Annotated in this window: 21 protein-coding genes, 3 tRNA genes and 3 pseudogenes; 13 read left to right on the top strand and 14 right to left on the bottom strand. The window is 69.3% G+C overall.

The annotated features are described in order from the left end of the window. The first annotated feature begins 13 nt into the window (after positions 1 to 13). Both ACWD6R_RS09975 and ACWD6R_RS09970 read left to right on the top strand, forming a co-directional pair. Entirely contained in the window at positions 14 to 1,114 is a 1,101-nt protein-coding gene (locus tag ACWD6R_RS09975) for a sugar phosphate nucleotidyltransferase (protein ID WP_451818246.1), read from the top strand. 47 nt (positions 1,115 to 1,161) lie between these two features. After that, the gene (locus ACWD6R_RS09970; RefSeq protein WP_451818245.1) at positions 1,162 to 3,189 is read left to right on the top strand and encodes an acyltransferase family protein; all 2,028 of its coding nucleotides are present in this window, start codon (positions 1,162 to 1,164) and stop codon (positions 3,187 to 3,189) included. A 56-nt stretch (positions 3,190 to 3,245) separates the two neighbouring features. Here the strand turns inward: ACWD6R_RS09970 and ACWD6R_RS09965 are convergent. Next, positions 3,246 to 3,389, bottom strand: a pseudogene (locus ACWD6R_RS09965) (tRNA pseudouridine(38-40) synthase TruA); the annotation flags it as partial. A 137-nt stretch (positions 3,390 to 3,526) separates the two neighbouring features. On the opposite strand from ACWD6R_RS09965, the gene ACWD6R_RS09960 reads away from it, so the two are divergent. After that, positions 3,527 to 4,030 (top strand): NUDIX hydrolase, encoded by a 504-nt coding sequence (locus ACWD6R_RS09960; RefSeq protein WP_451818272.1) that lies wholly within the window; start codon positions 3,527 to 3,529, stop codon positions 4,028 to 4,030. A gap of 13 nt (positions 4,031 to 4,043) precedes the next feature. Here ACWD6R_RS09960 and ACWD6R_RS09955 read toward each other — a convergent pair. Continuing rightward, positions 4,044 to 4,883, bottom strand: a pseudogene (locus ACWD6R_RS09955) (hypothetical protein); the annotation flags it as partial. On the opposite strand from ACWD6R_RS09955, the gene ACWD6R_RS09950 reads away from it, so the two are divergent. Further along, on the top strand, positions 4,821 to 5,882 hold the full coding sequence (locus ACWD6R_RS09950) for a tyrosine-type recombinase/integrase (RefSeq protein WP_451818271.1): 1,062 nt from the start codon (positions 4,821 to 4,823) through the stop codon (positions 5,880 to 5,882). The pseudogene ACWD6R_RS09955 and the gene ACWD6R_RS09950 sit on opposite strands and share 63 nt — an antisense overlap. Here the strand turns inward: ACWD6R_RS09950 and ACWD6R_RS09945 are convergent. After that, positions 5,841 to 5,913: transfer RNA gene (locus ACWD6R_RS09945), tRNA-Arg, on the bottom strand. The genes ACWD6R_RS09950 and ACWD6R_RS09945 overlap by 42 nt on opposite strands. 205 nt (positions 5,914 to 6,118) lie before the next feature. Continuing rightward, positions 6,119 to 6,209: transfer RNA gene (locus ACWD6R_RS09940), tRNA-Ser, on the bottom strand. Positions 6,210 to 6,405: 196 nt separating this feature from the next. Here ACWD6R_RS09940 and ACWD6R_RS09935 point away from each other — a divergent pair. The 3 genes from ACWD6R_RS09935 to ACWD6R_RS09925 all read left to right on the top strand — a co-directional run bounded on the left by ACWD6R_RS09935 (position 6,406) and on the right by ACWD6R_RS09925 (position 12,026). Next, entirely contained in the window at positions 6,406 to 6,879 is a 474-nt protein-coding gene (locus ACWD6R_RS09935) for an SSI family serine proteinase inhibitor (RefSeq protein ID WP_451818270.1), read from the top strand. Positions 6,880 to 7,083: 204 nt separating this feature from the next. Further along, entirely contained in the window at positions 7,084 to 11,163 is a 4,080-nt protein-coding gene (locus ACWD6R_RS09930) for a PAS domain-containing protein (RefSeq protein ID WP_451818244.1), read from the top strand. Positions 11,164 to 11,804: 641 nt separating this feature from the next. Further along, positions 11,805 to 12,026, top strand: a complete 222-nt coding sequence (locus ACWD6R_RS09925; RefSeq protein WP_451818243.1) for a winged helix-turn-helix domain-containing protein — start codon at positions 11,805 to 11,807, stop codon at positions 12,024 to 12,026. A gap of 267 nt (positions 12,027 to 12,293) precedes the next feature. Here ACWD6R_RS09925 and ACWD6R_RS09920 read toward each other — a convergent pair whose 3' ends face one another. From ACWD6R_RS09920 to ACWD6R_RS09885, 8 genes are all read right to left on the bottom strand, one after another. Continuing rightward, on the bottom strand, positions 12,294 to 13,985 hold the full coding sequence (locus ACWD6R_RS09920; RefSeq protein ID WP_451818242.1) for a long-chain fatty acid--CoA ligase: 1,692 nt from the start codon (positions 13,983 to 13,985) through the stop codon (positions 12,294 to 12,296). A 381-nt stretch (positions 13,986 to 14,366) separates the two neighbouring features. Continuing rightward, on the bottom strand, positions 14,367 to 15,011 hold the full coding sequence (locus ACWD6R_RS09915) for a SigE family RNA polymerase sigma factor (RefSeq protein WP_451818241.1): 645 nt from the start codon (positions 15,009 to 15,011) through the stop codon (positions 14,367 to 14,369). Between the two features lie 168 nt (positions 15,012 to 15,179). Further along, positions 15,180 to 16,346, bottom strand: a complete 1,167-nt coding sequence (locus ACWD6R_RS09910; protein ID WP_451818240.1) for a lipid-transfer protein — start codon at positions 16,344 to 16,346, stop codon at positions 15,180 to 15,182. After that, positions 16,343 to 16,738, bottom strand: coding sequence for a MaoC family dehydratase (locus ACWD6R_RS09905; protein ID WP_451818239.1), 396 nt, complete (start codon positions 16,736 to 16,738; stop codon positions 16,343 to 16,345). Before ACWD6R_RS09905 ends, ACWD6R_RS09910 begins: the two co-directional genes overlap by 4 nt. Then, complete coding sequence (locus ACWD6R_RS09900; RefSeq protein WP_451818238.1) at positions 16,735 to 17,895, bottom strand: acyl-CoA dehydrogenase family protein; 1,161 nt, start codon at positions 17,893 to 17,895, stop codon at positions 16,735 to 16,737. Before ACWD6R_RS09900 ends, ACWD6R_RS09905 begins: the two co-directional genes overlap by 4 nt. A 1-nt stretch (position 17,896) precedes the next feature. Beyond that, the gene (locus ACWD6R_RS09895) at positions 17,897 to 18,850 is read right to left on the bottom strand and encodes a bifunctional MaoC family dehydratase N-terminal/OB-fold nucleic acid binding domain-containing protein (RefSeq protein ID WP_451818237.1); all 954 of its coding nucleotides are present in this window, start codon (positions 18,848 to 18,850) and stop codon (positions 17,897 to 17,899) included. After that, positions 18,847 to 20,118, bottom strand: a complete 1,272-nt coding sequence (locus ACWD6R_RS09890) for an acyl-CoA dehydrogenase family protein (RefSeq protein ID WP_451818269.1) — start codon at positions 20,116 to 20,118, stop codon at positions 18,847 to 18,849. Before ACWD6R_RS09890 ends, ACWD6R_RS09895 begins: the two co-directional genes overlap by 4 nt. A 202-nt stretch (positions 20,119 to 20,320) precedes the next feature. Continuing rightward, complete coding sequence (locus ACWD6R_RS09885) at positions 20,321 to 20,632, bottom strand: hypothetical protein (RefSeq protein WP_451818236.1); 312 nt, start codon at positions 20,630 to 20,632, stop codon at positions 20,321 to 20,323. 369 nt (positions 20,633 to 21,001) lie between these two features. Here ACWD6R_RS09885 and ACWD6R_RS09880 point away from each other — a divergent pair, with 369 nt between their 5' ends. Further along, positions 21,002 to 21,901 (top strand): bifunctional DNA primase/polymerase, encoded by a 900-nt coding sequence (locus ACWD6R_RS09880; RefSeq protein WP_451818235.1) that lies wholly within the window; start codon positions 21,002 to 21,004, stop codon positions 21,899 to 21,901. Between the two features lie 62 nt (positions 21,902 to 21,963). On the opposite strand, the gene ACWD6R_RS09875 is transcribed toward ACWD6R_RS09880, so the two are convergent. After that, positions 21,964 to 22,050: transfer RNA gene (locus tag ACWD6R_RS09875), tRNA-Ser, on the bottom strand. Between the two features lie 342 nt (positions 22,051 to 22,392). Between ACWD6R_RS09875 and ACWD6R_RS09870 the strand changes: the two genes are divergently transcribed. From ACWD6R_RS09870 to ACWD6R_RS09860, 3 genes and pseudogenes are all read left to right on the top strand, one after another. Next, entirely contained in the window at positions 22,393 to 22,734 is a 342-nt protein-coding gene (locus tag ACWD6R_RS09870; RefSeq protein WP_451818234.1) for a hypothetical protein, read from the top strand. A 6-nt stretch (positions 22,735 to 22,740) separates the two neighbouring features. Further along, entirely contained in the window at positions 22,741 to 23,010 is a 270-nt protein-coding gene (locus tag ACWD6R_RS09865) for a hypothetical protein (protein WP_451818233.1), read from the top strand. Between the two features lie 71 nt (positions 23,011 to 23,081). Further along, positions 23,082 to 23,177 (top strand): annotated as a pseudogene (locus ACWD6R_RS09860) (NUDIX hydrolase); the annotation flags it as partial. 230 nt (positions 23,178 to 23,407) lie between these two features. On the opposite strand, the gene ACWD6R_RS09855 reads toward ACWD6R_RS09860, so the two are convergent. Continuing rightward, the gene (locus tag ACWD6R_RS09855; RefSeq protein ID WP_451818232.1) at positions 23,408 to 24,868 is read right to left on the bottom strand and encodes a S1C family serine protease; all 1,461 of its coding nucleotides are present in this window, start codon (positions 24,866 to 24,868) and stop codon (positions 23,408 to 23,410) included. Between the two features lie 197 nt (positions 24,869 to 25,065). On the opposite strand from ACWD6R_RS09855, the gene ACWD6R_RS09850 reads away from it, so the two are divergent. Together ACWD6R_RS09850 and ACWD6R_RS09845 are read left to right on the top strand one after the other, a co-directional pair. Beyond that, a complete protein-coding gene (locus ACWD6R_RS09850) occupies positions 25,066 to 25,893 on the top strand; it encodes a glycerophosphodiester phosphodiesterase (protein WP_451818231.1) in 828 nt (275 codons plus the stop codon). A gap of 53 nt (positions 25,894 to 25,946) precedes the next feature. After that, a complete protein-coding gene (locus ACWD6R_RS09845) occupies positions 25,947 to 26,546 on the top strand; it encodes an ATP-binding protein (RefSeq protein WP_451818230.1) in 600 nt (199 codons plus the stop codon). The last annotated feature ends 16 nt before the right edge of the window (positions 26,547 to 26,562 follow it).

Genomic DNA, 26,562 nt, shown 5'->3' with positions numbered 1-26,562 from the left:
AGCGGAGGCAATCATGCAAGAAGCCATCATCCTGGTGGGCGGCAAGGGAACTCGCCTGCGCCCGCTGACGAACCACACTCCGAAGCCGCTGCTCAACGTCGCGGGCTCCTCCTTCATCCGGCACCAGATAGCCAAGCTGATGGACGCGGGCGTCGAGCACGTGGTGTTCGCCACCTCGTATCTCGCCAGCCTCTTCGAGGAGGAGTTCAAGGTCTTCTCTGAGGATCTGGAGATCTCCTACGCCGTCGAGGAAGTCCCGCTCGGCACCGGCGGGGCGATCCGCAACGCCGCGCGTCTGCTGCGCGGCGGTTCGGCGGACGCGCCGGTCCTCATCCTCAACGGCGACATCCTGTCCGGCGTGGACCTGGGCGCCATCCTGGCGCGGCACGTGGACCGGGAAGCGGATGTGACCCTGCATCTCACCCGGGTTCCCGACCCGCGCGCCTTCGGTCTCGTCCCCACCGACGAGGCCGGCCGGGTGCTGTCCTTCCTCGAGAAGCCCAAGACGCCCGAGGAGTGCGTCACCGACCAGATCAACGCCGGCTGCTACGTCTTCAGCCCGTCCGTCCTGGACGCCATCCCGGCCGACCGCGAGGTCTCGGTCGAGCAGGAGACCTTCCCGCAGCTCGTCGCCCAGGGGCGGCGCGTGTTCGGCCACACCACGGAGGACTACTGGCGCGACCTCGGTACGCCGCTGGCCTTCGTCCACGGCTCCGCCGACCTGGTCACCGGCAGGGCGACCTCGCCCCTCGTGGAGAGGCCGGTTGAGGCCCTGATCCATCCCACGGCCGTCGTCGACCCGACCGCCCACGTCACGGGCGGCTCGACGATCGGCCCGCACGCCGTCATCGGTCCGCACGTGGTCGTCGACCGCTCCATCATCGGCGCGAGCGTCACCGTGGCCGAGGGCGCCCGGATCCACGAGTCCGTGGTGGACCACGACTCCTCGATCGGCAGCGAATCGTTCCTCCACGAGGTCGTGGTGGGTTGCCACTCGCACGTCGGCGCGCAGAACGAGCTGCCCGCCCAGCTGCGGCTGTCGTGCGGCATCCGCATTCCCGCCCGAGGGGTGCGCGTCAGCGGTACGGCTGTCGCCTGCCCGACGGTCCACTGAACTCGTCTGCCTGCAGAACGGCTTGACCGCACAGCTACTGGAGAACCGTGACCAGCCATCGCTCAACGGCCGCGCAGACAGAGCGTCTTCGCAAGTACCGGCCGGACATTCAGGGACTGCGCGCCGTGGCCATCATGATGGTGGTCAGCATGCACTGCGGCATACTCGACATCCACGGCGGCGTGGACGTGAGCTTCGTGCTCAGCGGCTTCCTCATCGGCGGCCAGCTCCTCGCCGAGATCGACAAGACGGGCAGGGTGTCCCTGACCAAGTTCTGGGCACGCCGCTTCCGCCGGCTGACGCCGCCCATGGCCCTCGTCATCGTCGGCACCGCGGTCCTGGCATGGATGTACGGCAGCCCGCTCAGGTTCCGCGCCTTCATGGAGGACGGTCTCAGCGCCTCCCTCAGCTTCATGAACTGGCGCCTGGTCGAGAACGGCACCGACTACTTCGCCAACGACGGGTCGCAGACCCCATATCAGCACTTCTGGTCGCTAGGCATCGAGGAACAGTTCTACGTCGCCGCGCCGATCATCCTCGTCGTGGTGGTCTGGATCAGCCGCAAGATCTTCCGCAACCGTGCCCTGGTCGCGCTGTTCCTGATGGCCGTCATCGCCGGGTCGTTCTATCTGGGCTGGTCGCAGACCCCCGTGAACCAGCCGCTCGCGTACTTCAGCACCCACACCCGGATCTGGGAGATCGCCTGCGGCGTCCTGCTCGCCCTCGCCGCTCCGCTCGTCTCCCGCATGAACACCGGTCTGGCCGCGGTCATCTCGTGGCTGGGGCTCGGCACCGCGCTCGTCACCGCGATGCTCATCTCCGACGAGACGCCGCTGCCCGGCTACGCGGTGGCCGGCCCGGTCATCGGCGCCGTCATGGTCATCGCCGGTGGCTGCGCCAATCCCCGGTTCGGCGCGGAGCGGCTGCTCGACAATCCCGTCCTCGACTTCGTCGGCAACGTCAGCTACGGCTGGTACCTGACCCACTGGCCGCTCCTGGTGCTCTGGCCGTCCATCACCGACCGGGATTTCACGTTCGAGGAGCGGATGCGTGTCGTCGTCCTCTCGTTCCTGGTGGCCGTCCTCCTGCACTACGCCGTCGAGCGCAAGTTCAAGAAGAACGTGTCACTGCTGGCCCGCCCTTGGAAGGGCGTCTTCACCGGTGGGTTCACCACCGCCGGCACGGCCGGGGCGATGGTCCTGGCCACGATCGTCCCACTGCACCTGGCGACCTCGTCCTCGTCGAACACGGTCGCGGCCGGGTTCACCAGCGAGGCGTCGGTCGAGGACGCCGTACGCCAGACACAGCTCTCCGCTACGGTGCAGAGCGTTCTGCAGGCCACGCCCAAGGACATGACCAAGCACGGCTGCATCGACAACTTCGACGTCAAGAAGTTCGTGATGCGCGACAACTGTGTCATCGGCGACCCGAAGGGCTCGAAGACCCTTGTCCTCATGGGGGACTCACACGCCTGGCAGTGGGGTGACCTGTACAACGAGATCGGCAAGGAACTCGGCGTACGGATGGTGACCATCACGAAGGGCGGCTGCTCACCGGAGATCTACCAGATCCTCTACCCCGGGGTGAACCGGGAGTACAGCGAGTGCGACAGCTGGCGCCAGTCGGCCTTCGCCGAGCTGAAGAAGATGCACCCGGACTTCGTGGTCATCGCCGACCGAATACGCGGTGAGGCGAACCGGGCCGGCGCCGAGGCTTCGTTCAAAGTGTTCAAAGAGACCGGCGCCAAGCTCGTCTACATGACGGACACCCCGGAGCCCGGCCAGAACATCCCCGACTGTCTCGCCACACACATCGACAACATCACCCTCTGCAACCGCAAGCAGTGGCAGGCGCTGGAGTACACGGAGTTCCGCGCCATGGAGCGGGAAGTGGCCGAGAAGTACGGCGCGGATATCATCGACACGACGCCCGCGTTCTGCGCCGCGGACGTGTGCCCGGCGGTCATCGGCGACCAGGTCGTCTACTTCGACAACAGCCATATCACGTCGTCGTACTCGAAGACCCTGAAGCCGTTCCTCGAGCCGGCCCTGAAGGAGATCCTGGACAAGGCATAGCTCGCGTCCCCACCCGGCCCGCCCCTGCCGGGGCGGGCCCGCCACTGCCCCCGGACCCGCACCCGACGCGCCTGCCGCTGCCGCTCCATCAGCAACTCGTCGGCGGGATAAGCAACTTCCTCCAGCGTCAGCCCATGCGGCCGCACCACATGCACGGCGCTGTCCCGCACCCCGGCGGCCAGCACTTTTCCGGGCCAGTCCCAAGCAGACAGCCCATTTCGTCACTCTGACACAAAATGTCGTGGACCCCGGCTGCTGCTTCGTTGCGCTCTGCGATGCTTGAGTTCGATCGAGAGGGGCCGCAGACATGCAGTAGAAGACCCACGGTGAGCGACAGATCTACACCAACCCTTGGGTGAATCTCTGTCTGACAGACGTCCAGCAGCCGGATGGTCGTCGCTGGGAGTACCACGTCGTTCGGCTCCGGCACCTGGCCGTGGCCGCCGTGGTCAATGATCGCCAAGAGGTCTTGATGATGTGGCGGCACCGCTTCATCACAGACTCGTGGGCCTGGGAGTTGCCCATGGGCCTGGTCGAGGACGGCGAATCCCCGGAGGAGGCAGCGGCCCGTGAAGTCCTGGAGGAGACGGGCTGGCGCCCTGGCCCCATCAAGCCCCTGATCTACGCCGAGCCGGCCAACGGGATCACCGACTCTCAGCACCACGTCTTCCGCGCGGATGGCGCGACCCACGTCGGACCGCCCACCGAGAAGAACGAGTCCGATCGCATCGAGTGGATCCCCCTCAGCGAGGTGCGGGGCATGATCGACCGCCGCGAGATCGTGAGCAGCGGATCTCTTGTCGGTCTCCTTTACCTGCTCATGGATGAAGCGTTCCGCTGACCGGTGGAAGGATTTACCGTAGCCGGGCCTCGAAGGCCAGGGCTACGGGCTCTTGCCTGTGCGGGGCCAACTGGTCGTAGAACTCCCTGAGATGGCCTGACACTCGCGCCGAGGCCACCGCCGACGCGGGCTCCAGAGCCTGCGTGGCGGTGTGGCACGCCTGGTCAAGCTTGCCTTGGTCCAGCTGCGTGCGAGCCAGCCAGAACGCGTGAAACGCACGGCCGCGTTGGTTCGTGCGGTCCTCCCGACGCAGTGCATCCGCAATCAAGGGTTCAGCAGTCGCTACCTCGCCCAGCCGACCATGGGCAATGCCGGTGTCGACGATGAGCTTCGGCTCGTCGAAGTACGTCACCCATGAAGGGTCCGGGTCGCTCGGCTGAATCTGCTCGAACTGGCGATGGCCTTCGGTGATTGCCGCGTGAGTGGAGGCCTGGCTGCCGAGGGTGGCGTGGGCGAACGCCTCGCGCATGGACAACATCGACATGACGCGTGGAGTGGTGTCGAGGGCTGAGCGTGCCTGATCCTGGGCCGCAGTCACGAGCGCCAGAGAGTCCGCGGGCTTGTCCTGGTAGGTCCCCTGCAAGCTCATGCAGGCAAGGACATTGGCCATGAACTGCCGGTCGTCGATCTCCTTGGCCAGCTGCAGGGCCTCGGTGAAGTACGCGCGGGCCTGGTTGTACTGGCGGGCGTCGAAATACGTCCAGCCGGTGAGGCGCGCCAACTCGGCCGCGATTCCGTACAGGCCGTTCTGGATGGACGGTGGTCGGCTCTCCTTCAAGAGTCCGACCACATGTCGGAGCTGACCGACGATGGCTGGCCGAAGAGCCTCGCCGCCGTGCTGGCCGTCGCGTCGTCCCTCGTGCGCAACTACGTCACCCCGGAGTTCGGCAAGAAGAAGCTGGTCCGGCTCACCGCCCGCGACATACGCGCGTTCCTCGCGAAGACGGCCGTCACCTGCCAGTGCTGCGCGCAGAGCAAGGACAAGAAGCGGCCGGAGCACAAGCGGCGATGCTGCGCCCTCGGAAAGTGCTGCAAGAAGCTGCCGTCAGATCGGACCGTGCGCTTCCTGCTGGTGATCACGCGTGCCGCTCTACAGCACGCCGTGCGTGAGGACGAGCTGCCCCGCAACGTGGCCCGGAACGTGGAGCTGAGCATGGGAACGAAGCGCGAGATCGAACCGCTCACGGTGAAGGAGGGGCGTCAGCTCCTGGCGGTGGCCCGAGACAACCGGCTGTGGGCCACGTACGAACTGGCGGTCCGTACCGGCCTGCGAAGGGGGGAGCTACTGGGGCTGCGGTGGTCCGACGTAGATCTTCACGAAGGCGTCCTCACCGTCCGGCAGGCCCTACAGCGGGTCGGCGGTGAACTGCTGATCGTCGCGCCGAAAACGCAGCGCTCGGCCCGTCGCGTGGCCCTCCCATCGGAGTGCGTGACCGCGCTCCTTGCTCAGCGCGCCCAGCAGATCGCCGACCGGAAGGCAGCGGGCAGCAAGTGGAAGGGGACTGGCCACGGCCTTGCCTTCACCACCAGGAACGGGACCCCTATCGAGCCGCGCAACCTGAACCGTTCCTTCGAAGCACTGTGCATCCGTGCCGGCGTCCGCAAGGTCCGCTTCCACGACCTGCGCCACACCTGCGCGTCGCTCCTCCACGAACAGGGCGCCGACGCCCGCATGATCATGGAAGTCCTCGGCCACAGCTCGATCCGAGTGACCATGGACATCTACACCTTCGTGCGGCTCGACTCTCAGCGCTCGGCGTTCGAAAGCCAGAGGCCCTGTGGATTGATCCACAGGGCCTCTGGTCTGCTGTGCACTCGGCAGGATTCGAACCTGCAACCTTCTGATCCGTAGTCAGATGCTCTATCCGTTAAGCTACGAGTGCTTGGCGTTCCGGGCTTTTCTGCCTGGTCGGCGTTGCGGGAACAACATTACATGACCTGCGCCGTCACGCGAAATCCATTACCCAAACCGCCCCTGACCTGCGGAAACGCCATGTTGGGCCACCTCTGCACGCGCCGTCGCGGACGCGCGCCTCATCCGGATACGACTGAAGCCCCGGCCAGTGGCACGGGGCTTCAGTGATCAAGCGGAGGCGGAGGGATTTGAACCCTCGATGGGCTTTAAGACCCAAACCGCATTAGCAGTGCGGCGCCATAGACCGGACTAGGCGACGCCTCCAGCACACCCCGCGCGAACGCGAGTGGTGCGTGCAGATGATGACACAGCTGAGCACTGCCTCACCAATCGCCGCCTACGGTACTAGGCCGTCGGCCGCCAGGGCAAAGCCTTCGGGTTGCGCAACGCCGGGGCATGCGGAGCGTTAGTGATGACGGGGTACCGCCTCTCCGTCTTCCACACGTCCACAGGAGCCCGCATGCTGCGCCGCCTCGCCCTCACCGCTGTCACATCCTTCGCCGTGCTGTCCGCCGCCGCACCGGCCGCTGCCACCGGCCACCTTCCGCTGCCCCTCCCGCTGCCGGTACCGGCGCTCCAGGGCCACGACGACGCCCGGAAGACCCAGCTGACGGTCACGGTCTCGGATTCCGGAGACCGCGCCGCCGACGGCGTGTACGAACTGAAGTGCCTCCCCTCCGGCGGCAGCCACCCGGTGGCGCAGCAGGCGTGCGGCCGGCTCGCGGAGCTGGGGGAGCCCACGGGTGACGGCAGAAACCCCTTCCGTCCGGTGCCCGCCGGCACCATGTGCACCCAGCAGTTCGGCGGATCGGCCACGGCCCGGGTCACCGGAACCTGGCACGGGCAGCGTGTCGACGCCGCCTTCGACCGGACCAACGGATGCGAGATCGCACGCTGGAACAACCTGCGGCCGGTGCTCCCGAATGTCCGGTGACCCGGGGTGGCCGGGGCCGTCACGGGACACGTCAGGGGCAGGGGTCGTACACGGTATGCACAGAACCTTGGTGAGAGCTCCCCCGCATCCGCCGTCGGATGCCCCTCCTCTGCCTTTAGACTCCTCCAGTGACAGCCTGCGGCCCGAGGGGCAAGATGGGGCCCGCTGTCGGCAAGGTGCGGTAACCAGGGAGGAAGCGTCGTCGTGAGCAGCAGGCCATCCCGAGGCGCTGCTCGCCTCGCAGCCATACTCGACGCCCTCCCTGACGGGCTGCTGCTCGTCAATTGCAACGGCACGGTCGTCAACGCCAACACCATCGCCCTCGAAATGTTCGAGACGCCGGGCACCGCGCTCGTCGGTCGCGGCCTCCTCGATCTGCTTCCGGAGTTCGACTCCAAGCTGATCCCGGGGTCGATGCGCAGGCCCGAGGCGGCGGACGAGCGGGGCCGGACGAAGCCGACGCGGATGATCGCGCGGCGGACCGACGGCAACGAGTACCCGGTCGAGGTCACCAGCGCCGGCCTGGAGGACGGGCAGGCCGCGTACAACGACTTCCAGGCCGGCTACAACGGCAGCTACACGGGCGACGAGCTGCTGATGCTCGTCGTACGGGATCTGTCGGGCACCGTCGACACCGAGGCCGAGCTGGCCCGTGCGCAGCGGCAGACCGAGATGATCCTGCGGGCCGCGGCCGAGGGGGTCGTCGGCACGGACACCGACGGCCGGGTCGTCCTGGTCAACCCCGCCGCCGCGCAGATCCTCGGCTTCCGCGCCAGCGACCTGGGCGGCCAGGAGCTGCATCCGCTGATTCTGCACTCGCGTGCGGAGGGCGAGCCGTTCCCGTACGAGGAGTCGCCGCTCGCCGACACGCTCAAGTCCGGTCGCAAGCACCGGGTACGCGGGCAGGTGCTGTGGTCCAAGAGCGGCGCGCAGGTGCCGGTCGATCTGACGACCGCGCCCGTCCGGGACGGGGACCAGCTGGTCGGTGCGGTGATGACGTTCACCGACCGCCGGCCGTACGAGGAACTCACCAACGAGCACACGGCGCAGCTGACCGAGCTGACCGAGAGCCACACCGCCGAGGTCACCCGGCTGACCGAGCAGCACACCGCCGAGGTCACCCGGCTGACCGAGCAGCACACCGCCGAGGTCACCGGGCTGACCGAACGGCATGCCGCCGAGCTGGCCGACCGGACCGAGCGGTCCGCGGCCGAGTCGGAGGAGCTGACCGAGCGGCTCGCACAACTGACCGCCCGGCACGCACAGCTGACCGCCGTCCTCGGCGAGTCGCTGCGCGGGCCGCTGGAGGAGCTGCGCGGCGAGCTCTCGACGCTCGCCGCCGACCCGGCGGGTCAGCTGTGGCCCGAGGCCAACCAGATCCTGCACCACCTGGCCGCCGGCTACGCCCGGATGACGACGCTCGTCGACAACGTGCTCGGCTACCAGCGTCTCGACAGCGGGACGGAGGCGCTGGCCAAGGAGAAGGTGCTGCTCGACTCGGTCGTGACGGCCGGTATCGACGGCGCTGTGGAACTGATCGGTCCGGGGCGCGCGCAGTTCGCGGTGCACGCGCCGCCGATCGAGGCCGAGGTGGACGCGGGGCGGCTGGTGACGGCGCTCGCCCACCTGGTCGCGGACGTCGCCGGGGTCGACTCGACCGGCAAGGCGCGGATGATGCCGGGCGGCGGCTACGTCGACTCGACAGTGGTCGTCGCGGCGGCGCAGCGCGGTGAGGTCGTACGGATCGAGGTGCGCGGACCGTTCGCCGGGGGCGACCCGGTGCACGAGCCGATCGTGCGCGGGATCGTACGGGCGCACGGCGGCGTGCTGCAGACGCACGAGATGCCGGGGATGAGCGGCAGCGCGTACGTCCTCGAAGTGCCGCTGGGCGCGGGTGCGGGGACCGTACTGCCGCCTCGAACGCCTCCCGTTCCGGCTGCGCCCGAGGAGACCGGGCAGCAGCAGGGGACGCCGGACGGCGGACGGCGCAGGGCGCGACGCGCGTCGACGGACGCCTTCCTGGAGAGCCCGGTGGGCGGTGGGACGGCCGCTGCGGGGGCCGAGTCCGGTGACACCGCTGCGGCGGAGCCGACGGGGCGGCGCAGGGCGCGTCGTGAAGCGGCGGCGCAGGACGAGCACGGCGGGCAGCAGGCTCAGCAGCCGTCCGCACAGCAGCCTCGGCAGTCGCCCCACGAGCTCATCCCGGCCCAGCAGGGCGAGGGATCCGGTCGCAGGCGGGGACGGCCCAGCCCGGCCGAGACGGGCACCGGTCAGCCCGTGGAGCAGCCGGGGCAGGCGTTGGCGCTGCCCGCGGCCGCGGCGCCGTCCGAGGGGTCGGTGGTGACAGCGGCCGAGGGCGCTCAGGGCGTGGGCAACCGTCCGCAGCGTGGGCAGACCGTACCGCCGCAGGGCGTGCCCGCCGACGCGCCCGTGCCGGTGCCCTCGGGCGGTGGACGGGCACGCCAGGGCAACGAGAACCAGCTGGCCCTCCCGGCCCTCGCTTCTGGCCAGGGGCAGGACCGGACCGCGTCCCGGACCGGCCGACCGCAGACACCACAGGGTCAGCAGACCCAGCATCAGGCACAGCAGCAGCCGACCGGGCGACGGGCTCGCCGGGCGCTGGCGGCCGCGCAGGACCGAGCCGCCGCGGCCGAACCGGTGGGGCCCCGTACCGCATTCGCCCTCCCGCCCGCCGATGCCGACCGGATCCCGCCCACGGCCGGTGAGGCGGACGCCTCGCTGCCCGGACGCCATGACGCCGCGGGAACGCCGCAGGACAACCACCGCACGCCGCCGCAGGAACACCCCGCACCGACCGGGCGCCGCCGTGCCCGTCACGCCCCGGACGCGCCCCAGCAGCAGCCTGAACAGCCGGAACCCGCGCAGCAGCCCATGCAGCCCCAGCAGCCCGGCGGCCGGCCGGAGAACGGCACCTCGGGACAGGGCCTGGCCGTCCTGAACGCCCCCGGCGACGACCTGACCCGGCCCGGAACGGGGCACACCACCGACACCACGGCCACCACTGCCCCTGCCGGCCCGGCGGAGAGCCGTCCGGGCGCCATCGCGCCCGAGCCCGCTCCCGTGGCCGAGCCCGCGCCGGACCCCCGGCGACAGCCGCTGCCCGCCGAGACACCGATGCCCGCGTCGGCGCCGCTGTCTGCTGCCGCACCCGCCTCCGCCGACTCGACGCAGGGGCGCGCGTTCAGCGTGCGGACCCTCGGACAGGGCGTGCCGTTCGCCCAGCACCTCGCGCACCAGCAGAACCAGACGCTCGGCGGTGCCGGGCGTCGGCGTAAGCTCGCCGCCCCGCCCGAGGACGAGCGCGCCGCGGAGCCCGCCCTGCCGCAGCCGGCCACCGCACCGGCCGCCGCCCCCCAGCCCGGCACCGCGCCCACCACCAGTGCCTCCGGGCAGCTGCTCTCCGCCCCGGCCGCCGAGGGGCGTGCGTACGCCATAGGGGCACCCGACGAGGGCGCCGAGGGTCCGGAGCCGCTGGACGGCCCGGGCGGCGCGGTCGAGGTCGCCAACCGCCCATTGCCGCAGCCGGTCGACGACGAGCTCCCCCCGGAACCGCTGGACAACCCGCGCCGACTGCTCGTCTGGCCCGCGCCCGACGTCTCCACCCAGCAGGCGCTGAGCGACCGCGGCTACCGGCCGGTGATCGTGAACTCCCGCGAGGAGGTGGACGCCCAGATCGCGGCGTTCCCCGCCGCGCTCTTCGTGGACCCGCTGACCGGGCCGATCACACGTACGGCGCTGCAGTCGCTGCGCCAGGCGGCCGTGGCGGCCGAGGTTCCGGTGCTGGTGACGGCCGGTCTGGGACAGGCATCGCGGGAAGCGGCGTACGGTGCCGACCCCGCGGTGCTCCTCAAAGCGCTCGCCCCCCGCGACAGCGAGCAGCACCCGCCGCGGGTACTGCTGATCGAGGAGCACGAGAAAATCGCGGTGGCGCTGACGGCGACGCTGGAACGCCGCGGCATGCAGGTCGCGTGCGCCTCGACCGACAGCGAGGCCGTCTCCCTCGCCACCCGGATGCGGCCGAATCTGGTGGTGATGGACCTGATGCAGGTACGCCGCCGCCGAGCCGGGATCGTCGACTGGCTGCGCGCGAACGGCCATCTCAACCGGACCCCGCTGGTCGTCTACACCTCGGCCGACATCGACCGGGCGGAGCTGCCGAGGCTCAGCTCCGGCGAGACCGTGCTCTTCCTGGCGGAACGCTCGACGAGCGAAGAGGTCCAGTCCCGCATCGTCGACCTGCTGGCGAAGATCGGCACGAACTGAGGCAGTTGTCGTCGCCGACGACGGACGAGGGCGGTACGGGACTTCCCGCACCGCCCTAGGTGTACTTGGTCATGGGGAACCGATGGGGCCGTACCGACACGCTAGGCGAGGGGAGACTCGCCGTCCCTAACGTGCCGGGGCTTTCCCTCCCGCCCCTCTTCAGTCTCGGCGCGGGCGCTTTCCTCGCGGCGCTTACGGCGCCATTCAGCAGTCATAGTGATAGGCATTGCGGGCGTCGGGATACTCAGCATGGGCGGTCACTCCCCTGGGCACGTGATGTGCCGGTAGACGACGAAAGGCGGGCCCGACTGCCTTTCAATGGTTCCCCGCTTCACCCGCTCAAGCGACTTGATCGACTTCAAGCAAGCTGGGCATGTCTCGCCCTTGGGAGCAAATGTGGCGTACTCCCATTGGCTGGCGTCGGTCGTGTCTACCGTCGCCGCCACATTGGCAAGCCTGTGCGGGTTTCCTTCGAGGGTTGTTCGATCCGGGTACTCTTCCAACTGCCTTCACTCCTATCAGCGTTGACCGGCCCCGGGGCGTTACAGCACTGCCGGGGCGCCTCTTTGGTGAGGTATACCGGAGTGTACCGAAGCGCACTCAGGATGCGAAGGGCACTCCAGTGCACTGACCCTGGGCATATGGAGATCGACCGCACCCGGGCCATGTGGCCACAAATCGCCGCCGTGATCATTCAGCGGATCAAGGACGGCACCTACCCGCCCGGCTCGAAGGTGCCGAGCGTGGTGCAGATCGCCACTGAATTCGGCGTGGTCAACTCGACGGCCCAACGGGCCATGGAGACCGTAAAGGCGGAGGGTCTGACGCGGGCCGAGAAAGGCATGGGGACGTACGTCCTGTGAAGCCTGCGGGCCCTGCGGTGGCACGTGTTGCCCCGCGTGCCCCCGTGGGGGCCCTGCGGGCCCTGGGAGGCCCACGTGAACGCCAGTGGCGTCAACGGTCAAGGCGGGTAGCGTTGCAGGTCGCAGGGGCAAGGGTCGTTCGTCGTCGACCAGGGCGACGCCTAGGCGGCCTCCTGGGGCCCCTTCCTGGGGGTCCTGGTGGACATGCCGGAGGCCCCGGCGAACCGGGGCCCCTGGTGGCCCTGGTGGGCCATATCTGAGCATGCGTCAGTCCTTTGCGGGGGCCTCCGCGCCCTTGCTGACCTGCGACGGAAGCGTCGTGACGTCCAGCGCTCCAGACATATGCAGTGCTCGCAACTTCTTCTTGTCGAATTTTCCGACGCTGGTCTTCGGCACCGCCGGAATGATCGACCAGCGCTCCGGCAGCTGCCACTTCGCTATGCCGGACTCGGCGAGGAACGCCTTCAGCGCCTCGTATTCCGCGATTGCGCCGTCCTTGAGAACGACGGTCGCCAGCGGACGCTCGCCCCACTTCTCGTCCGGGACCGCAACGACGGCGGCCTCGGCCACATCCGGGTGCGCCATCAGGGCATTTTCCAGCTCGACACTGGAAATCCACTCACCGCCGGACTTGATGACGTCCTTGGCGCGGTCGGTGAGGGTGAGGAAGCCGTCCTCGCTGATGACGCCGACATCACCGGTCTTCAGCCAGCCGTCCTCGCTGAACTTGTCCTCGGGGCGCAGCGCCTCGCCGTCCGCGCCGCCGTAGTACGCACCGGCGATCCAGGGACCGCGGACCTCCAGCTCACCGGCCGACTCTCCGTCCCAGGGCAGATGCTCGCCGCCGGGGCCGACCAGTCGCGCCTCGACTCCGGCCGGGAATCGTCCCTGGGTGATGCGGTACGGCCACTCCTGCTCCGCAGTCAGCCCGGCGGGCGGGTTGGCCATCGTGCCGAGCGGCGACGTCTCGGTCATGCCCCAGGCGTGGCAGAGACGGACGCCGAGCTTGTCGTACGCCTCCATGAGGGAGGGCGGACAGGCGGCGCCGCCGATGGTGACGCGGGCCATCGACGTCAGATCGCGCGGGTTGGCGGTGACCTCGGCGAGCAGCCCCTGCCAGATGGTGGGAACGGCGGCGGCGTGGCTCGGCTTCTCGCGCTCGATCATGTCCGCGAGCGGGGCGGGCTGCAGGAACCGGTCCGGCATCAGCATGTTGACGCCGGACATGAACGTCGCGTGCGGCAGGCCCCACGCGTTGACGTGGAACTGGGGGACGACCACCAGCGTGGTGTCCTTGTCGGTCAGCCCCATCGACTCCGACATGTTGACCTGCATGGAGTGCAGGTAGACGGAGCGGTGGGAGTAGACGACTCCCTTGGGGTCGCCGGTGGTACCGGAGGTGTAGCACATGGCGGCGGCCTGACGTTCGTCCAGCTCCGGCCAGTCGTAGCTGATCGGGCGGCCGGCGATCAGCTCCTCGTAGTCGTGCACCCGCGGCGCGGCGCCGTCGAGCACGGAACGGTCACCGGGCCCGGCGACTACCACATGCTCGATCAACGTCAGCTGCGGGAGGAGCGGCGCGAGGAGCGGCAGCAGCGAGCCGTTGACGATGACGACCTTGTCGTCGGCATGCTTGACGATCCAGATCAGCTGCTCGGCGGGGAGCCGCAGGTTGAGCGTGTGGAGCACGGCACCCATGGAGGGGATCGCCAGGTACGCCTCGACATGCTCGGCGTTGTTCCACATGAGGGTCGCGACCCTCTGGTCGCCGACGACACCGAGCTCGTCGCGCAGGGCGTGGGCGAGCTGCGCGGCACGGCGCCCCACCTCGGCGAAGCTTCGCCGCTGCGGCTCGGGCTCGCCGGTCCAGGTCGTGACCTGCGACTTCCCATGGATCGTCATCCCATGCGTCAGGATGCGGGTGACAGTCAGCGGTACGTCCTGCATGGTGCTCAGCACGGCGTCCTCCCGGTGGGCGCTACGCGGCAGTAAGGTTCCGCTGATTCTGCGCACATACCAAGTGGTATGTCACTAGTCCCGGGCATACGAATCGGTGTCTGTCGACTTCTCCTGCACGCATCGGCGGAGCGCCCGGGGCACGGAATCCCGGGATTGAGGACCGGAATTCGCCGGTGACCTGGATGTCTTCCATCCATTCGTCAACTTCGACGGGCCTGGTCGCCGACGAGCGGGGTCGTGAACTCACGAGCTCACGGACTGGCCGGATCGCGGGCTCACGCGGGCTCACCGGCTTATGCGGGCACAGAGGAGCTCACAGGGGCTCACAGGCCTGCGGTCTCGCGGGGTTGAGCCGGATCGCAAACGGACGGGCTCGCGGGGTCAGCGGACGGGGGTCAGCTCCGGGTCTTCACGCAGCTTGCCGAGCGCCCGTGACACCGCGCTCTTGACCGTGCCGATGGACACCCCGAGCACCTCGGCCGTCTGCGCCTCGCTGAGATCCTCGTAATAGCGCAGGACGACCATCGCCCGCTGCCGGTCCGGGAGCTTCAGCACGGCTCGCCACATCGCATCGTGCAACGACTGCTGCTCGGCCGGATCGGGCGCCGGAGCCGTCTCCTGCTCGGGCAGCTCGTCGCAGGCGAATTCGTCCACCTTCCGCTTGCGCCACTGCGAGGTGCGGGTGTTCACCAGGGCCCGGCGGACATAGCCGTCGAGCGCCCGGTGATCCTCGATCCGTTCCCACGCGACGTACGTCTTGGTGAGCGCGGTCTGCAGCAGATCCTCGGCATCGCTCGGGTTCGCGGTCAGCGAGCGCGCGGTACGCAGCAGCACGGGCCCCCGCGCCCGCACGAACGACGAGAACGACGGATAGGGAGCGTAGGGCGCCCGCCCCGCATACGAACCGTGCGATCCCGGTGAACCATGCGACGCATGCTGCGTGTGCGACGCCGGCGAGGTGAGCGGCGCGTGTCCGGTGGCGGCAGTGGCCCCTCTGGAGGCGCCCGTGCAGACTGGCGTGGTCATAGGTCCACGCTAGGAGCGGGTGCTACCCGGGGGATCGGCCCCAGGTCCCGAAGCCACGTCCGCCTCAGGTTGTAGGCCTAGGGCCGGCCCCACCTCCTGGAGGAGTAGAGCTCGTCATCAGGACTCAGGGTCGCCCCCTGAGACAACAGGCCCGCTCCTGCCCCACGGTCAATCGTCGGTGCCCAGAATCAGCCCGGAGGTAGGCACCCCTGTGCCCGCTGTGACCAGGGTTCTGGCCGCCCCGGATATCTGGTTCACCGATGTGCCCCGGATCTGCCGGACCGCCTCTGCGATGCCGTTCATCCCGTGCAGATACGCCTCCCCCAGCTGACCTCCATGCGTGTTCAGGGGCAGCGCGTCGTCCGCCACGAAGTCGGCCGCCTCGCCCGGCCCGCAGAAGCCGAACTCCTCAAGCTGCATCAGCACGAAGGGGGTGAAGTGGTCGTAGAGAATGCCCACATCGATGTCGGAAGGGGTGAGTCCGGAGGTACGCCAGAGCTGCCTGGCGACGACGTCCATCTCCGGCAGCCCGGTCAGCCCGTCACGGTAGAAGCTGGTCATCTGCTCCTGCGCCCGCCCTGCGCCCTGTGCGGCAGCGACGATCACCGCAGGCGGACGCGGAAGGTCCCTCGCCCGCTCGGCGTTGGTCACGACGATCGCCTGTCCGCCGTCGGTCTCCTGGCAGCAGTCGAGCAGCCGCAGCGGTTCGACGATCCAGCGCGACGCGGCGTGGTCGGCGAGGGTGATCGGCTTCTCGTAGAAGTACGCCGCCGGGTTGCGCGCCGCACGGCGCCGGCCGGTGACCGCGACATGGCCGAAGGCCTCCGGGGTCAGGTTGTAGGTGTGCAGATAACGCTGGGCGGCCATGGCCACCCAGGAGGCGGGGGTGAGGAGCCCGAAGGGGAGGTTCCAGCCGAGCGCCGTCCCCTCGGCGGTGGGTTCCCGGTGCTGCACCCCGGATCCGAAACGCCGCCCCGAGCGTTCGTTGAAGGCGCGGTAGCAGACCACGACATCGGCCACCCCGCTCGCCACGGCGAGCGCCGCCTGCTGCACGGTCGCGCAGGCCGCCCCGCCGCCGTAGTGGATGCGGGAGAAGAACGACAGCTCTCCGATGCCGGCCGCCTGGGCCACCGTGATCTCGGGGCTGGTGTCCATGGTGAAGGTGACCAGACCGTCGACATCGGCGGGGGTCAGCCCGGCGTCGTCGAGGGCGGTTCGCACCGCCTCGACGGCCAGCTTGAGTTCACTGCGCCCGGAATCCTTGGAGAACTCGGTCGCCCCGATCCCGACGATTGCTGCCCGGCCGCCGAGCGAATCGACCCTGCGCACACTCATGCCGATCCCTCCGGGACGCTGACAGTCACCGTGCCGGCGACATGACTGCCGAGCCCGTTGGCGCCGACGACCGTCACCTCGGCCGTCCCGGCGTCATCGAGGGCCGTGATGGTGCCTCTCAACACCATGGTGTCTCCCGGGTAGTTGGGTGCCCCCAGCCTGATGGCGACCTTGCGGAGCACCGCAGAAGGCCCGAAGTGGTCGGTGACGTACCGCCCCACCAGGCCATTGGTCGTCAGGATGTTCATGAAGATGTCCGGGGAACCCTTCTGCTGCGCGAGCTCCGCGTCATGGTGCACGTCCTGGTAGTCGCGGGAGGCGACGGCACCCGCGACGATGAGGGTGCTGGTCACCGCAATCTCCAGCGGTGCCAGCTCCTCGCCGACCTTCATTGCGATCCCTCCTTCACCAGCAACTCACCCAGTTCCTCGAGCACTTCACTGCCGCATCCCAGATAGGAGTCGAGCTGACGGCCCCAGAGGAAGTGACGGTGGACGGGGTGGTCGAGATCGGCGCCCGTACCGCCGTGCAGATGCTGTCCGGCGTGTACGACTCTCTTGCCGGCCTCCGAGGCCCACCAGGCCGCAGTGAGAGCCTGGGCGCCGTAGGCCAGACCCTGGTCGTGGCGCCATGCCGCCTCGTACGCCGTGACCCGTATCGCCTCGGTGTCCATATGGGCGTCGGCTGCGCGCAGCAGCACCCCCTGGTTGGTGGAGAGCGGGCGCCCGAACTGCTCCCGGGTGGTGGCGTGGGCGACCGCTCGGGCCAGCGATCCGGCGCACACCCCGGCCTGCAATCCGGCGAACGCCGTCCGGCTCGCGGCCAGCACCGCCCCGTACATCCCTGCTGCCGCTGCCTCTCCTGTCTCCGCTTCCGGCTCCCGGCCCGTTCCCCCTTCTGCTTCTGCTTCTGCTTCTGCTTCTGGTTCCGGGCTCGGCTCGGGGCTCAGCTCCGGCCCCGGCCCCGGCCCCGGCCCGCCGAGCCGCTCGCCGGGAGCCCGGTCCAGGACGAGCCGCGCCGCCGACCACGGCGCCGTCGTCTCCACCGGCACGACCACCACGCCCGGATCGGCAGTCCGCACGACCCACAGCACCCGGTCCGCATCCGCCACGAGCACCAGTGTGGCGTCCCGCAGCCAGGGCACATAGGGCACGACGCCGCTCAGCCGCCCTTCCCCGTCGGTCCGTAGACCGGAGCGTGCCGGAAACGCTCCGGTGGCCACGGCCGTGCCGTCCCGCAGGGGTGGCAGCAGTCGCTCCCGCTGTTCGTCCGTACCGTGGTCGGCGACGGCGAGCAGCCCGTACACACAGCTCACGGCGAACGGCACCTGCGCGGTCGTCCTGCCCTGTTCCTCCAACAGCAGCACCAGACCCAGCAGCCCGATCTCCTCGACGGCGGCCGTGAGCCCGGCTGCGCACAGCTCCTTCCACAGCTCGGCATCCGTCCCCGACCCTGCGGCGGCCAGTCGCTCGTGCGTGGCCAGGTCACCGAAGATCTGCGCGGCGAGCCCCTGTGCCGCGCCCTGCTCCTCCGTGGGCGTGAAGTCCATGTCAGCCCTCGCTCCCCCGGAAGACCGGCAGCTCCAACTCGGGGTCCGTACGCAGGAATTCCAGCCTCACCGACATTCCCGTCCGCACCTTGTCGTAGGGCACACCGACCACATTGCTGACCATCCGCACGCCCTCCACCAGCTCGATCAGCGCCACCGCGTACGGCCCGGCGTCGTCGGAGGTGCTGAAGGCGGGGAAGGGCGGGTGATGCATCACGACGTGACTGAAGACCGTGCCCTCGCCGCTCGCCTCGACCGTGTCCCACTCCTGGCAGCCGCACTCATTGCACCCGGGGAGCCAGGGAAAACGCAGGGTCTCGCACTCCCGGCACCGCTGGATGAGCAGTCTGTGCTCAGCGACGCCCTGCCAGAAACCGGCGTTGTCCCGGTTGATCACCGGTCTCGGCCGCAGACTCCGGCCGCCCTGCCTCAACCCACGGCCTCCACCCCGCTGCCCCCCTTTCCCCCTTGCTGGCGTGTACTTCAGGATCCGGAAGCGATGCGTCCCGGCCGGTTCACCGGCCGCTCGGACGTCCATCCGCGTGGTGATGAAATAGCCCGTCCCCAGCTTCGTCGTCTTCCGCTCCGACACCGACTCGATCACCGCATCGAAAGTGATCCGGTCCCCGGGCCGCAGCGGCCGGAGGTACTCCTGCTCGCAGTCGGTCGCGACCACCGAGGTGTACCCGGCACCGTCGAGCAGGCCGAACAGCTCGTCGTATGCCCCGGACCGGTCGGTGTGCCCCGACAGACCGCCCATCGTCCACGCCTGCAGCATCGTCGGCGGCGCGATCGCCCCCGCCCCCACGTACGCGGGATTCCCGTCCCCCATCGCCTCGCACCAGTGCCTGATCATCGCCTCGTTGACCAGGTCCTTGCCGACGCCGGCCGTGGCGGCCGCGCGCCCTTCGTACGCCTTGAGCCTCCCGTAGAACTGGTCCCCTGCGTCCGTCACCGCTTCCCCCTCTTCATGCCGAGCCGCATCGTCGCGACGATCTCCCGCTGCACCTCGCTCACCCCGCCCCCGAAGGTATTGATCTGCGCTGCCCTGTTCATCCGCTCCAGCTCCCCGTCCCCGAAGGAGCCGGGCGATCCGCCCCTGACCATCCCGGCCTCGCCCGTGATTTCCTGGCACATTCGATACACCTCGACGGCCGATTCGGTTCCCACGAATTTCACGCCGCTCGCATCCCCGGGGGGCACCGAGCCCGCCCCGACGTCCCCCACCAGACGCCAGTTGAGCAGGCGGGTTGCCGCCAGCCGGGCATACGCCTCGGCCAGCCGGGACCGCACCCACGGCTCGTCAACCGGACGCCGCCCCGTCGCCGGATCGGGGGTGCGGGCGAAGGCAAGCGCCGCCTCGTAGAAATCCTCGGCCTGCATCCCGATCGCCGCGAGCGCCACCCGCTCGTGGTTCAGCTGGTTGGTGATCAGTCCCCAGCCGCCGTTCTCCTCGCCGACCAGGTTCGTGGCGGGCACCCGGACCCCGTCGTAATAGGTGGCCGTCGTGGTCAGTCCGCCCACGGTCTCGATCGGGGTCCAGGAAAAGCCCGGTGCGTCCGTCGGAACCAGGACGATCGAGATGCCCTTGTGTTTGGGCGCCTCCGGATCCGTACGGCAGGCGAGCCAGATCCAGTCCGCGTTCTGCGCATTGCTGGTGAAGATCTTCTGCCCGTCGATCACCCAGTCGCCCCCACTCCCGGCTTCGCTCGAGCGGGAGGTACCTGCTCCGTCCCGCACCGCCCTGGTCCGCAGCGCGGCCAGGTCCGTGCCGGCCTCGGGTTCGCTGTAGCCGATCGCGAAAACGAGGTCCCCGCTCAGGATCCGCGGGAGGAAATACTCCTTCTGCGCCTCGGTCCCGTACCTCATCAGCGTCGGGCCGACGGTGTTGAGCGTGACCATGGACACGGGTGCGCCCGCCCGGTACGCCTCGTCGAAGAAGACGAACTGCTCGTCGGGTCCGCGGCCCTGCCCTCCGTACTCGACGGGCCAGCCGAGCCCGAGCATTCCGTCGGCACCGATACGCCGCAACAGCCGACGCTGCTCGACCGGGTCCTCGGGCGCCGCCCGGGGCCTGGGCTTCCCCTCCGCGCCAGGAGTTCCGTCCGTCCCGGGGGCCGCGTCGGCTCGAGCGGTCGGATCCGTCCCGGAGGTCACATCGCGGAAATACGTGCGGAGTTCGACGCGCAGTTGCTGCTGACGTTCTGTCGGGGCGAGATGCACGGCGGCGGCCTCCCGGACGCGGGCGTACGGATCAGGTTTCTGACTGTCCGTCAGATTGCTGATCGCTGTCAAGGTCGGCGGCGCCCGAACACTCCCGCCCGCACCCTCCGGAACGCGAACAGCCTGCGCAGGGAAACCGAAGTGTCCTCGCACAGGCCGCTGTTCACCCCGCCGCGCCCCGGCCCCCCGACCGGCCCCCGGCTCACCAGAGATTGGTGAAGTTCACCGCGATACTCTTATTGGACTGATCGATCACGGTGAAAGCCGAGCCGTTCACCTGCGCCGAGTTGCTCCGGTTCGACGCCCCGGAGCCGGTGGCCTGCTGCTGCGACGTGGACGAATTACCGAAGTTGTCCCCACCGACTCCGCTGCCGCTGATCGTCGCAACACCCGCGTTCGATCCATCGTTCGCGAACGAGCCGCTGTCGGCCTGGGCCACGCCGCTGAAGAGTGCGGCGGCGAGAGGCAGTGCGGCAACGGCGGCGAGGGCGCGAGCGGTACGGATGCTTGCCATGTCAATTCCTCCAGGAACCGGAAGTGCAGCTTGTCCCAAGGCGGTTGGCCGACCGCCCCGGTGTTGGTCACGACGTCGCGAGACCAAAGTTGCCCACCGAATCCCCCATGAACCACCCATGATCCACGATTCCCCCGCAAGCATGAGGAACACCCGATAAACCTCCCGCACGCCCTCAAAGCCCCGGTTCACACCCCCCACGCATGGATCCGCACCACGCGACCCCGCGCACCCCCGGAGGAAAAGCGTTCCGGCACATTTTCCGCCAATCCGCCCCATCGACCCCCGGGCGCCCCCAAGCCCACCCATCGACACGCCGATCCCACTTCGCCTCCTTCCCTTTCTCGAACACCTGTACGAAAATAGAGTATGGCCATCACCGACCGGCAGACCGCCACCCTGGCCCTCGCCCACGCGCTCTCCGCCGCCGAGCACGGACTCCCCGTCATCCCGCTGTCCGCCACCAAGCTCCCCGCCCTGCGCTCCCCCCACCGCGGTGACGACCGGCCGGTCAGCTGCCGAGGCGCCTGCGGCCTTCCCGGACACGGGGTCCATGACGCCACCACGAACCCCGCCGCCGTACGAGCCCTGTTCGCCGCCGCTCCGTGGGCCACCGGCTACGGCATCGCCTGCGGACGGGCCCCGCACCACCTCATCGGCATCGACCTCGACATCGACGCCTCTGGCCGCAACGACTCCGCCGCGGCCCTCCAGCAGCTGGCCCTGCACCATCTGTTCACCATCCCGCCGACTGTCACGGTCATCACACCGAGCGGCGGGCGCCACATCTGGCTCACCGGTCCGCCCGGGGTGCCCGTACCGAACTCCGCCGGCCGCCTCGCCCCCGGCATCGACGTCCGCGGTGCCGGCGGCTACCTGGTCGGCCCCGGCTCGGTCACCACCGGCGGCACCTACCGACTCGCCCCTGGCGCCGCCGATCTCTCCCCGGCCCCCTGCCCCCGCGCACTCCTGCGGCTGCTCACACCCCCCGCGCGCCCTCACCACCCCTCGCCCCGCCCCCACCACGGCCAGGGCCTGGTCCAGTTCGTCCTCGCGGCACACGAAGGACAGCGCAACACCCGCCTCTTCTGGGCAGCTTGCCGTGCGTACGAACACGGCTTCGGCGACGCCCTCGCGGATGCCCTCACCAGGGCCGCCGTCCGCACCGGCCTCACCGAACACGAAGCCCGCGCCACCATCGCCTCGGCCGCCCGCCTCACCTCCGGCCGCCCCGCCGGCCCGGAGGGCAGCCCCGACCGGTCGTCTTGACCGGACATGCCGGGCAGGCACGCAGAAGGGGCGCCCTCTCGGACGCCCCTTCACAGGTGGTGCGGTGGGTGTGGGATTTGAACCCACGGTGACATCGCTGCCACGACGGTTTTCAAGACCGTTCCCTTAGGCCGCTCGGGCAACCCACCTTCGCCCCAGCCCACCGGGGTCGGAGCGGGTACAGCGTACCGGCCTCACGCGGCGCGCGGGGGTCGTGGTCCACACGGGGTCCATTGAGAACGAAGGAACCTCACCGCGCCGGGCGCAGACCTGCCCATACGCTCAAGGTCTTCGGCTTGGTCCGGCCAGAGGTGAGGGGCGGGTGAGGCTCATTGCCGGGCGCCGGAAGGCCGAGACGTGACCTCTTTGCCATGCTGGGCAGGCGCGCGAGCCCGGTCGGACAGTCATCATGGCGGGTGCTCAGCGCCGGATGGGCTGCCAACCGGCGCTGAGCGGATGAGCGTGAGGTGGTGGGGTGGATGCTCGGGACCATGTTCCAGCTGCTGGACAGGGCCGCGATCGTGTTCATGTCGGTCCTGGGGGTGGGGTGCGTGTGGCTGGGTTGGACAGGTGCACGACGACCCCAGCAGTCTCCGAAAATCATGCAAGGTCCCACGTGGGCCATCCGCACCTGCGGCGTCGGCTATGTGGTGCTGGGTGTGTCCCTCATCGCCGAGGTGGTGAGCTGGATGGGAATCAAGGAGCTGGGCTGGCCGGCGGTCCTTATTCGCTGTGTCGCCGGGCCGCTGGTGTTCGCCTCGGTACTGGCCGGGGGGATCTGGCGGTGGCGGGGACGCCGTGGCGGCCTGGTGCGCGAAGAGCGGCGGAGGTGAATCACCATGCGTGTCCGCCTGCTCTTCGCCCTCGCTGCCGTCCCTGGCGCTGCGCTCCTCTTCGGGGCAGCCTTGCTTGGCGCTTGGGCCGACGGCCACCATCACATCTGGCTGAGCCGCGTGTGCGTCCTCGGTGCTGGAGCCGGCCTGGGGGTTGCGGTCGTCGCTGTCATCCTCGCCGTCACCCCTCGATTCATCTGGCGTTTCGTCTTCATTGACGGGGCAAAGGGACGGCACAGGACCTTGCACCGCAGGCGCATGAAGCTGCCCGACTGAACGGTGTCGCAAGACCATCTCGTCACACTGACGCGAAAAGAACCGAACCCGCGTCCGACTCTGCATCGGACCTGGTCGAGGAGGGCGAGTCCCCGGAGGAGGCGGCGGCCCGCGAAGTCCTGGAGGAGACGGGGTGGCGTCCTGGACCCATCAAGCCCCTGATTCACCGGGTCGGTAGCCCCCGCGGCCATCGAGGCCGGCATCCCCAAACCGGGCCGCGATACACACGACGAATCGGCACCCATCCGCAGCATCGACACGAACTGAACGACTACCGCGCCCTGCGGACGAGTGGCCGCAACCGCCTCGGCTGCACCGTGGGACGCACGAGGGGGCCACCGAATCGCTCGGCACCCCCCTCACCTGCATCTTTCCTGACTGCGGACAGCCGGTCCGGTCAGTTGTCGCCCTTGCGCTGTCCCAGGGTGACTTCGGCGGTCGACACCTTGCCGTCGCGCTTGTACGTCAGCGTCACCTTGTCGCCCGGCTTGTGGGTCCAGATCTCGCCGATCAGGGTCGGGCCGCTGTCGATCACCGAGTCGTTGAATTTCGTGATGACATCGCCCGCCTTGAGACCGGCCCTGGCCGCCGGACCGTCCGGCGAGACGGCCGGGGTGCCGCCCGAGCCCTGGTCCGAGATGACCGCTCCGCCGGTCTTCTCGTCCATCGTGACCGTGGCACCGATCACCGGGTAGACCGGCTGACCGGTCTTGATCAGCTGCTGGGCGACATTCCTCGCCTGGTTGACCGGGATCGCGAAGCCGAGGCCGATGGATCCCGCCTGCGACTGGGCGCTGCTGCCGGTGGACTGGATCGCCGAGTTGATGCCGATGACCGCACCGCGCGCATCGAGCAGCGGACCGCCGGAGTTGCCCGGGTTGATCGAGGCGTCGGTCTGCAGTGCGCTCATGTACGAGTTGCTGCCGCCGGAACCGTCGCCGGAGGCCACCGGGCGGTTCTTGGCGCTGATGATGCCCGTCGTGACCGTGTTGGACAGACCGAATGGCGCACCGATCGCGATCGTCGAATCACCGACCGCAACCTGGTCCGAGTTTCCGAGGGCGAGCGGCGTAAGACCCGACGGTGCGTTCTTCAGCTTCAGCACCGCGACGTCGTAACCCTGCGCGCGGCCAACCACCTCGGCGTCGTACTTCTTACCGTTGGAGAACGTCGCCGTGAGCTGGCCGCTGTTCGCCGCGGAGGCCACCACGTGGTTGTTCGTGAGGATGTGGCCTTCCTTGTCGTACACGAAACCGGTGCCCGTGCCGCCCTCGCCGTCGCCGCTCTGCGCGTTGATGGTGACCACACTCGGCAGCGCCGTGGCCGCGACGCCCGCGACCGTACCGGGATCGCGCTTGAGGACCTGAGGGTTGGACGCCGTGACCGTGGTCGAACCGGAGGAGTTGTTGTCGTTCCGGTCGGCCGCCCAGTAGCCGAGGGCGCCGCCGATGCCGCCCGCCACGAGCGCCGCCACTGCCACCGCCGCCACCAGGCCGCCACCTCGCCGCTTTCGCGGGGCTTCGGGCGTCTGCGGCCGGCCGGGGGCGCCCCAAACGGGACCACCGTCACCACCCGCACCGTGGGCGTACGCGGGAACAGCGGGCGGGGGCGGCGGCCAGGCACCCGCGGGCGGGGACTGCGGCGGCGGCCAGTCATTCGAGCGCTGCGGCTGCTGAGACGGCTGCTCCGGCTGCTGGAATTGCTCCGTTGCCGTCGCCTCCGACGATTCCGGGCTCGCGGGCGCCGGCGGGGACGCAGGCGTGCCCTCAGGAGCAGCGGCCGGCACGGGAGGTGCGGACGGAACGGACGGAACGGCCTGAGCCGCGGTGCCCTCGTTGCCCTCGTTCTCTGTGCTCACAGCTCTTTACTCCTCGGTTCCTCATCAGTTTCGGCAAGAGATCCGCTGTACACGTGCCTGGAGCCAGCTTTTCCCATGACCTGTCAGGCCACTGTAAGCAGGACCTGTGCGTCCGCACACCAATCTTTATATCCGGCAAAACGGTCCCTCGTTGCGAGGTGCACGCGCCCGTCGCCCCACGGTGACACGATGACGTGGTGACCCACGCACGGCAGCACACCCCGCACCACCCCATCCAGGTCATCGCACACCGCGGAGCGTCCGACGACGCGCCCGAGCACACCCTGGCCGCATACCGGAAGGCGATCGAGGACGGCGCCGACGCCCTGGAGTGCGATGTACGCCTCACCGCCGACGGCCACCTCGTCTGCGTCCACGACCGCCGGGTGAACCGCACGTCCAACGGGCGGGGTGCCGTCTCCGCCCTGGAGCTCTCCGCACTCGCCGCACTCGACTTCGGCTCCTGGAAGGACCGCGAGGAGTCTCCGGACTGGGACCCGGTGCCGGGCGAGCTCACCTCCGTACTCACTCTGGAGCGGCTGCTCGAGCTGGTCGTCAAGACGCGAGCCGCCGGGCGCCCCCTGCAACTGGCAATCGAGACCAAGCACCCCACGCGCTGGGCCGGCCAGGTGGAAGAACGGCTGCTGCACCTCCTGAAGCGGTACGAGTTCGACACGCCACCGGCGGACTGCCCCTCGCCGGTACGGATCATGAGTTTCTCGGCACGCTCCCTGCACCGCATCCAGGCCGCCTCACCCACCCTGCCCACCGTCTATCTGATGCAGTTCGTCTCGCCGCGGCTGCGCGACGGGCGGCTGCCCGCCGGTGCCCGGATCGCCGGTCCGGGCCTGCGGATCGTACGCAGTAACCCCGGCTACATCGAGCGACTGCACCGCGCGGGCCACCGCGTGCACGTCTGGACGGTCAATGAACCGGAGGACGTCGAGCTCTGCACCCGCCTGGGCGTCGAGGCAATCATCACGAATCGCCCAAAACAAGTCCTGTCGCAACTGGGTCATCTTTAACATCAGTTACAGGGAGTACACCGGCGCATTCGGTCCGTATTCGATCGTTGCGAGTGCGTCACTGGCAGACCATTGGCCGGTTTCCGGCCCAGCCCAGGAGGGCATTCACTCCGTGGCGTGGGGCAAAGGAGGTCTCGGGGGTGGCGTTGGTGGTGGCACAGGAAGTGCCCACGTCGTCGAGCATGGCCGTACCCCATGGCCCTGCGGGCGTGGGCCAGGCGCGGCACCGGATGCGCGAGCAATTGCGCAGCTACGGGGTGTCGGATTCGGTCGTCGACGATGCCGTATTGATCCTTTCCGAACTTCTCAGCAATGCCTGTCGACACGGCAGGCCGCTGGGGCGGCACACGGATGTGGGTGACGGTGACGTCCGCGCCGCATGGCGCGTCGACAGAACAGGCGGACTGACCGTCGAGGTGACGGACGGAGGCGGTCCCACCAGACCGATTCCGGCCACTCCTTCAGTGACGGCGCGCGGCGGACGCGGGCTCAACATCATCAGCGCGCTCGCCGAGGAGTGGGGCGTACGCGACAGCTCGTCCGGCGAGGTCACCGTCTGGGTGGTGGTCAGCGAGGGCCATGGAGCCGGGAACGGACACGTGCCGGGGCTCGACGGGCTGGACTTCGCCGACGCCTTCGACGACGCGGGCTGACGCCGACACATCCGTT

This window comes from Streptomyces sp. NPDC005151 (genome assembly GCF_053599875.1).
The sequence above is the reverse complement of the archived record's forward strand: the minus strand, read 5'-3'. Positions and strand labels throughout refer to the sequence as shown.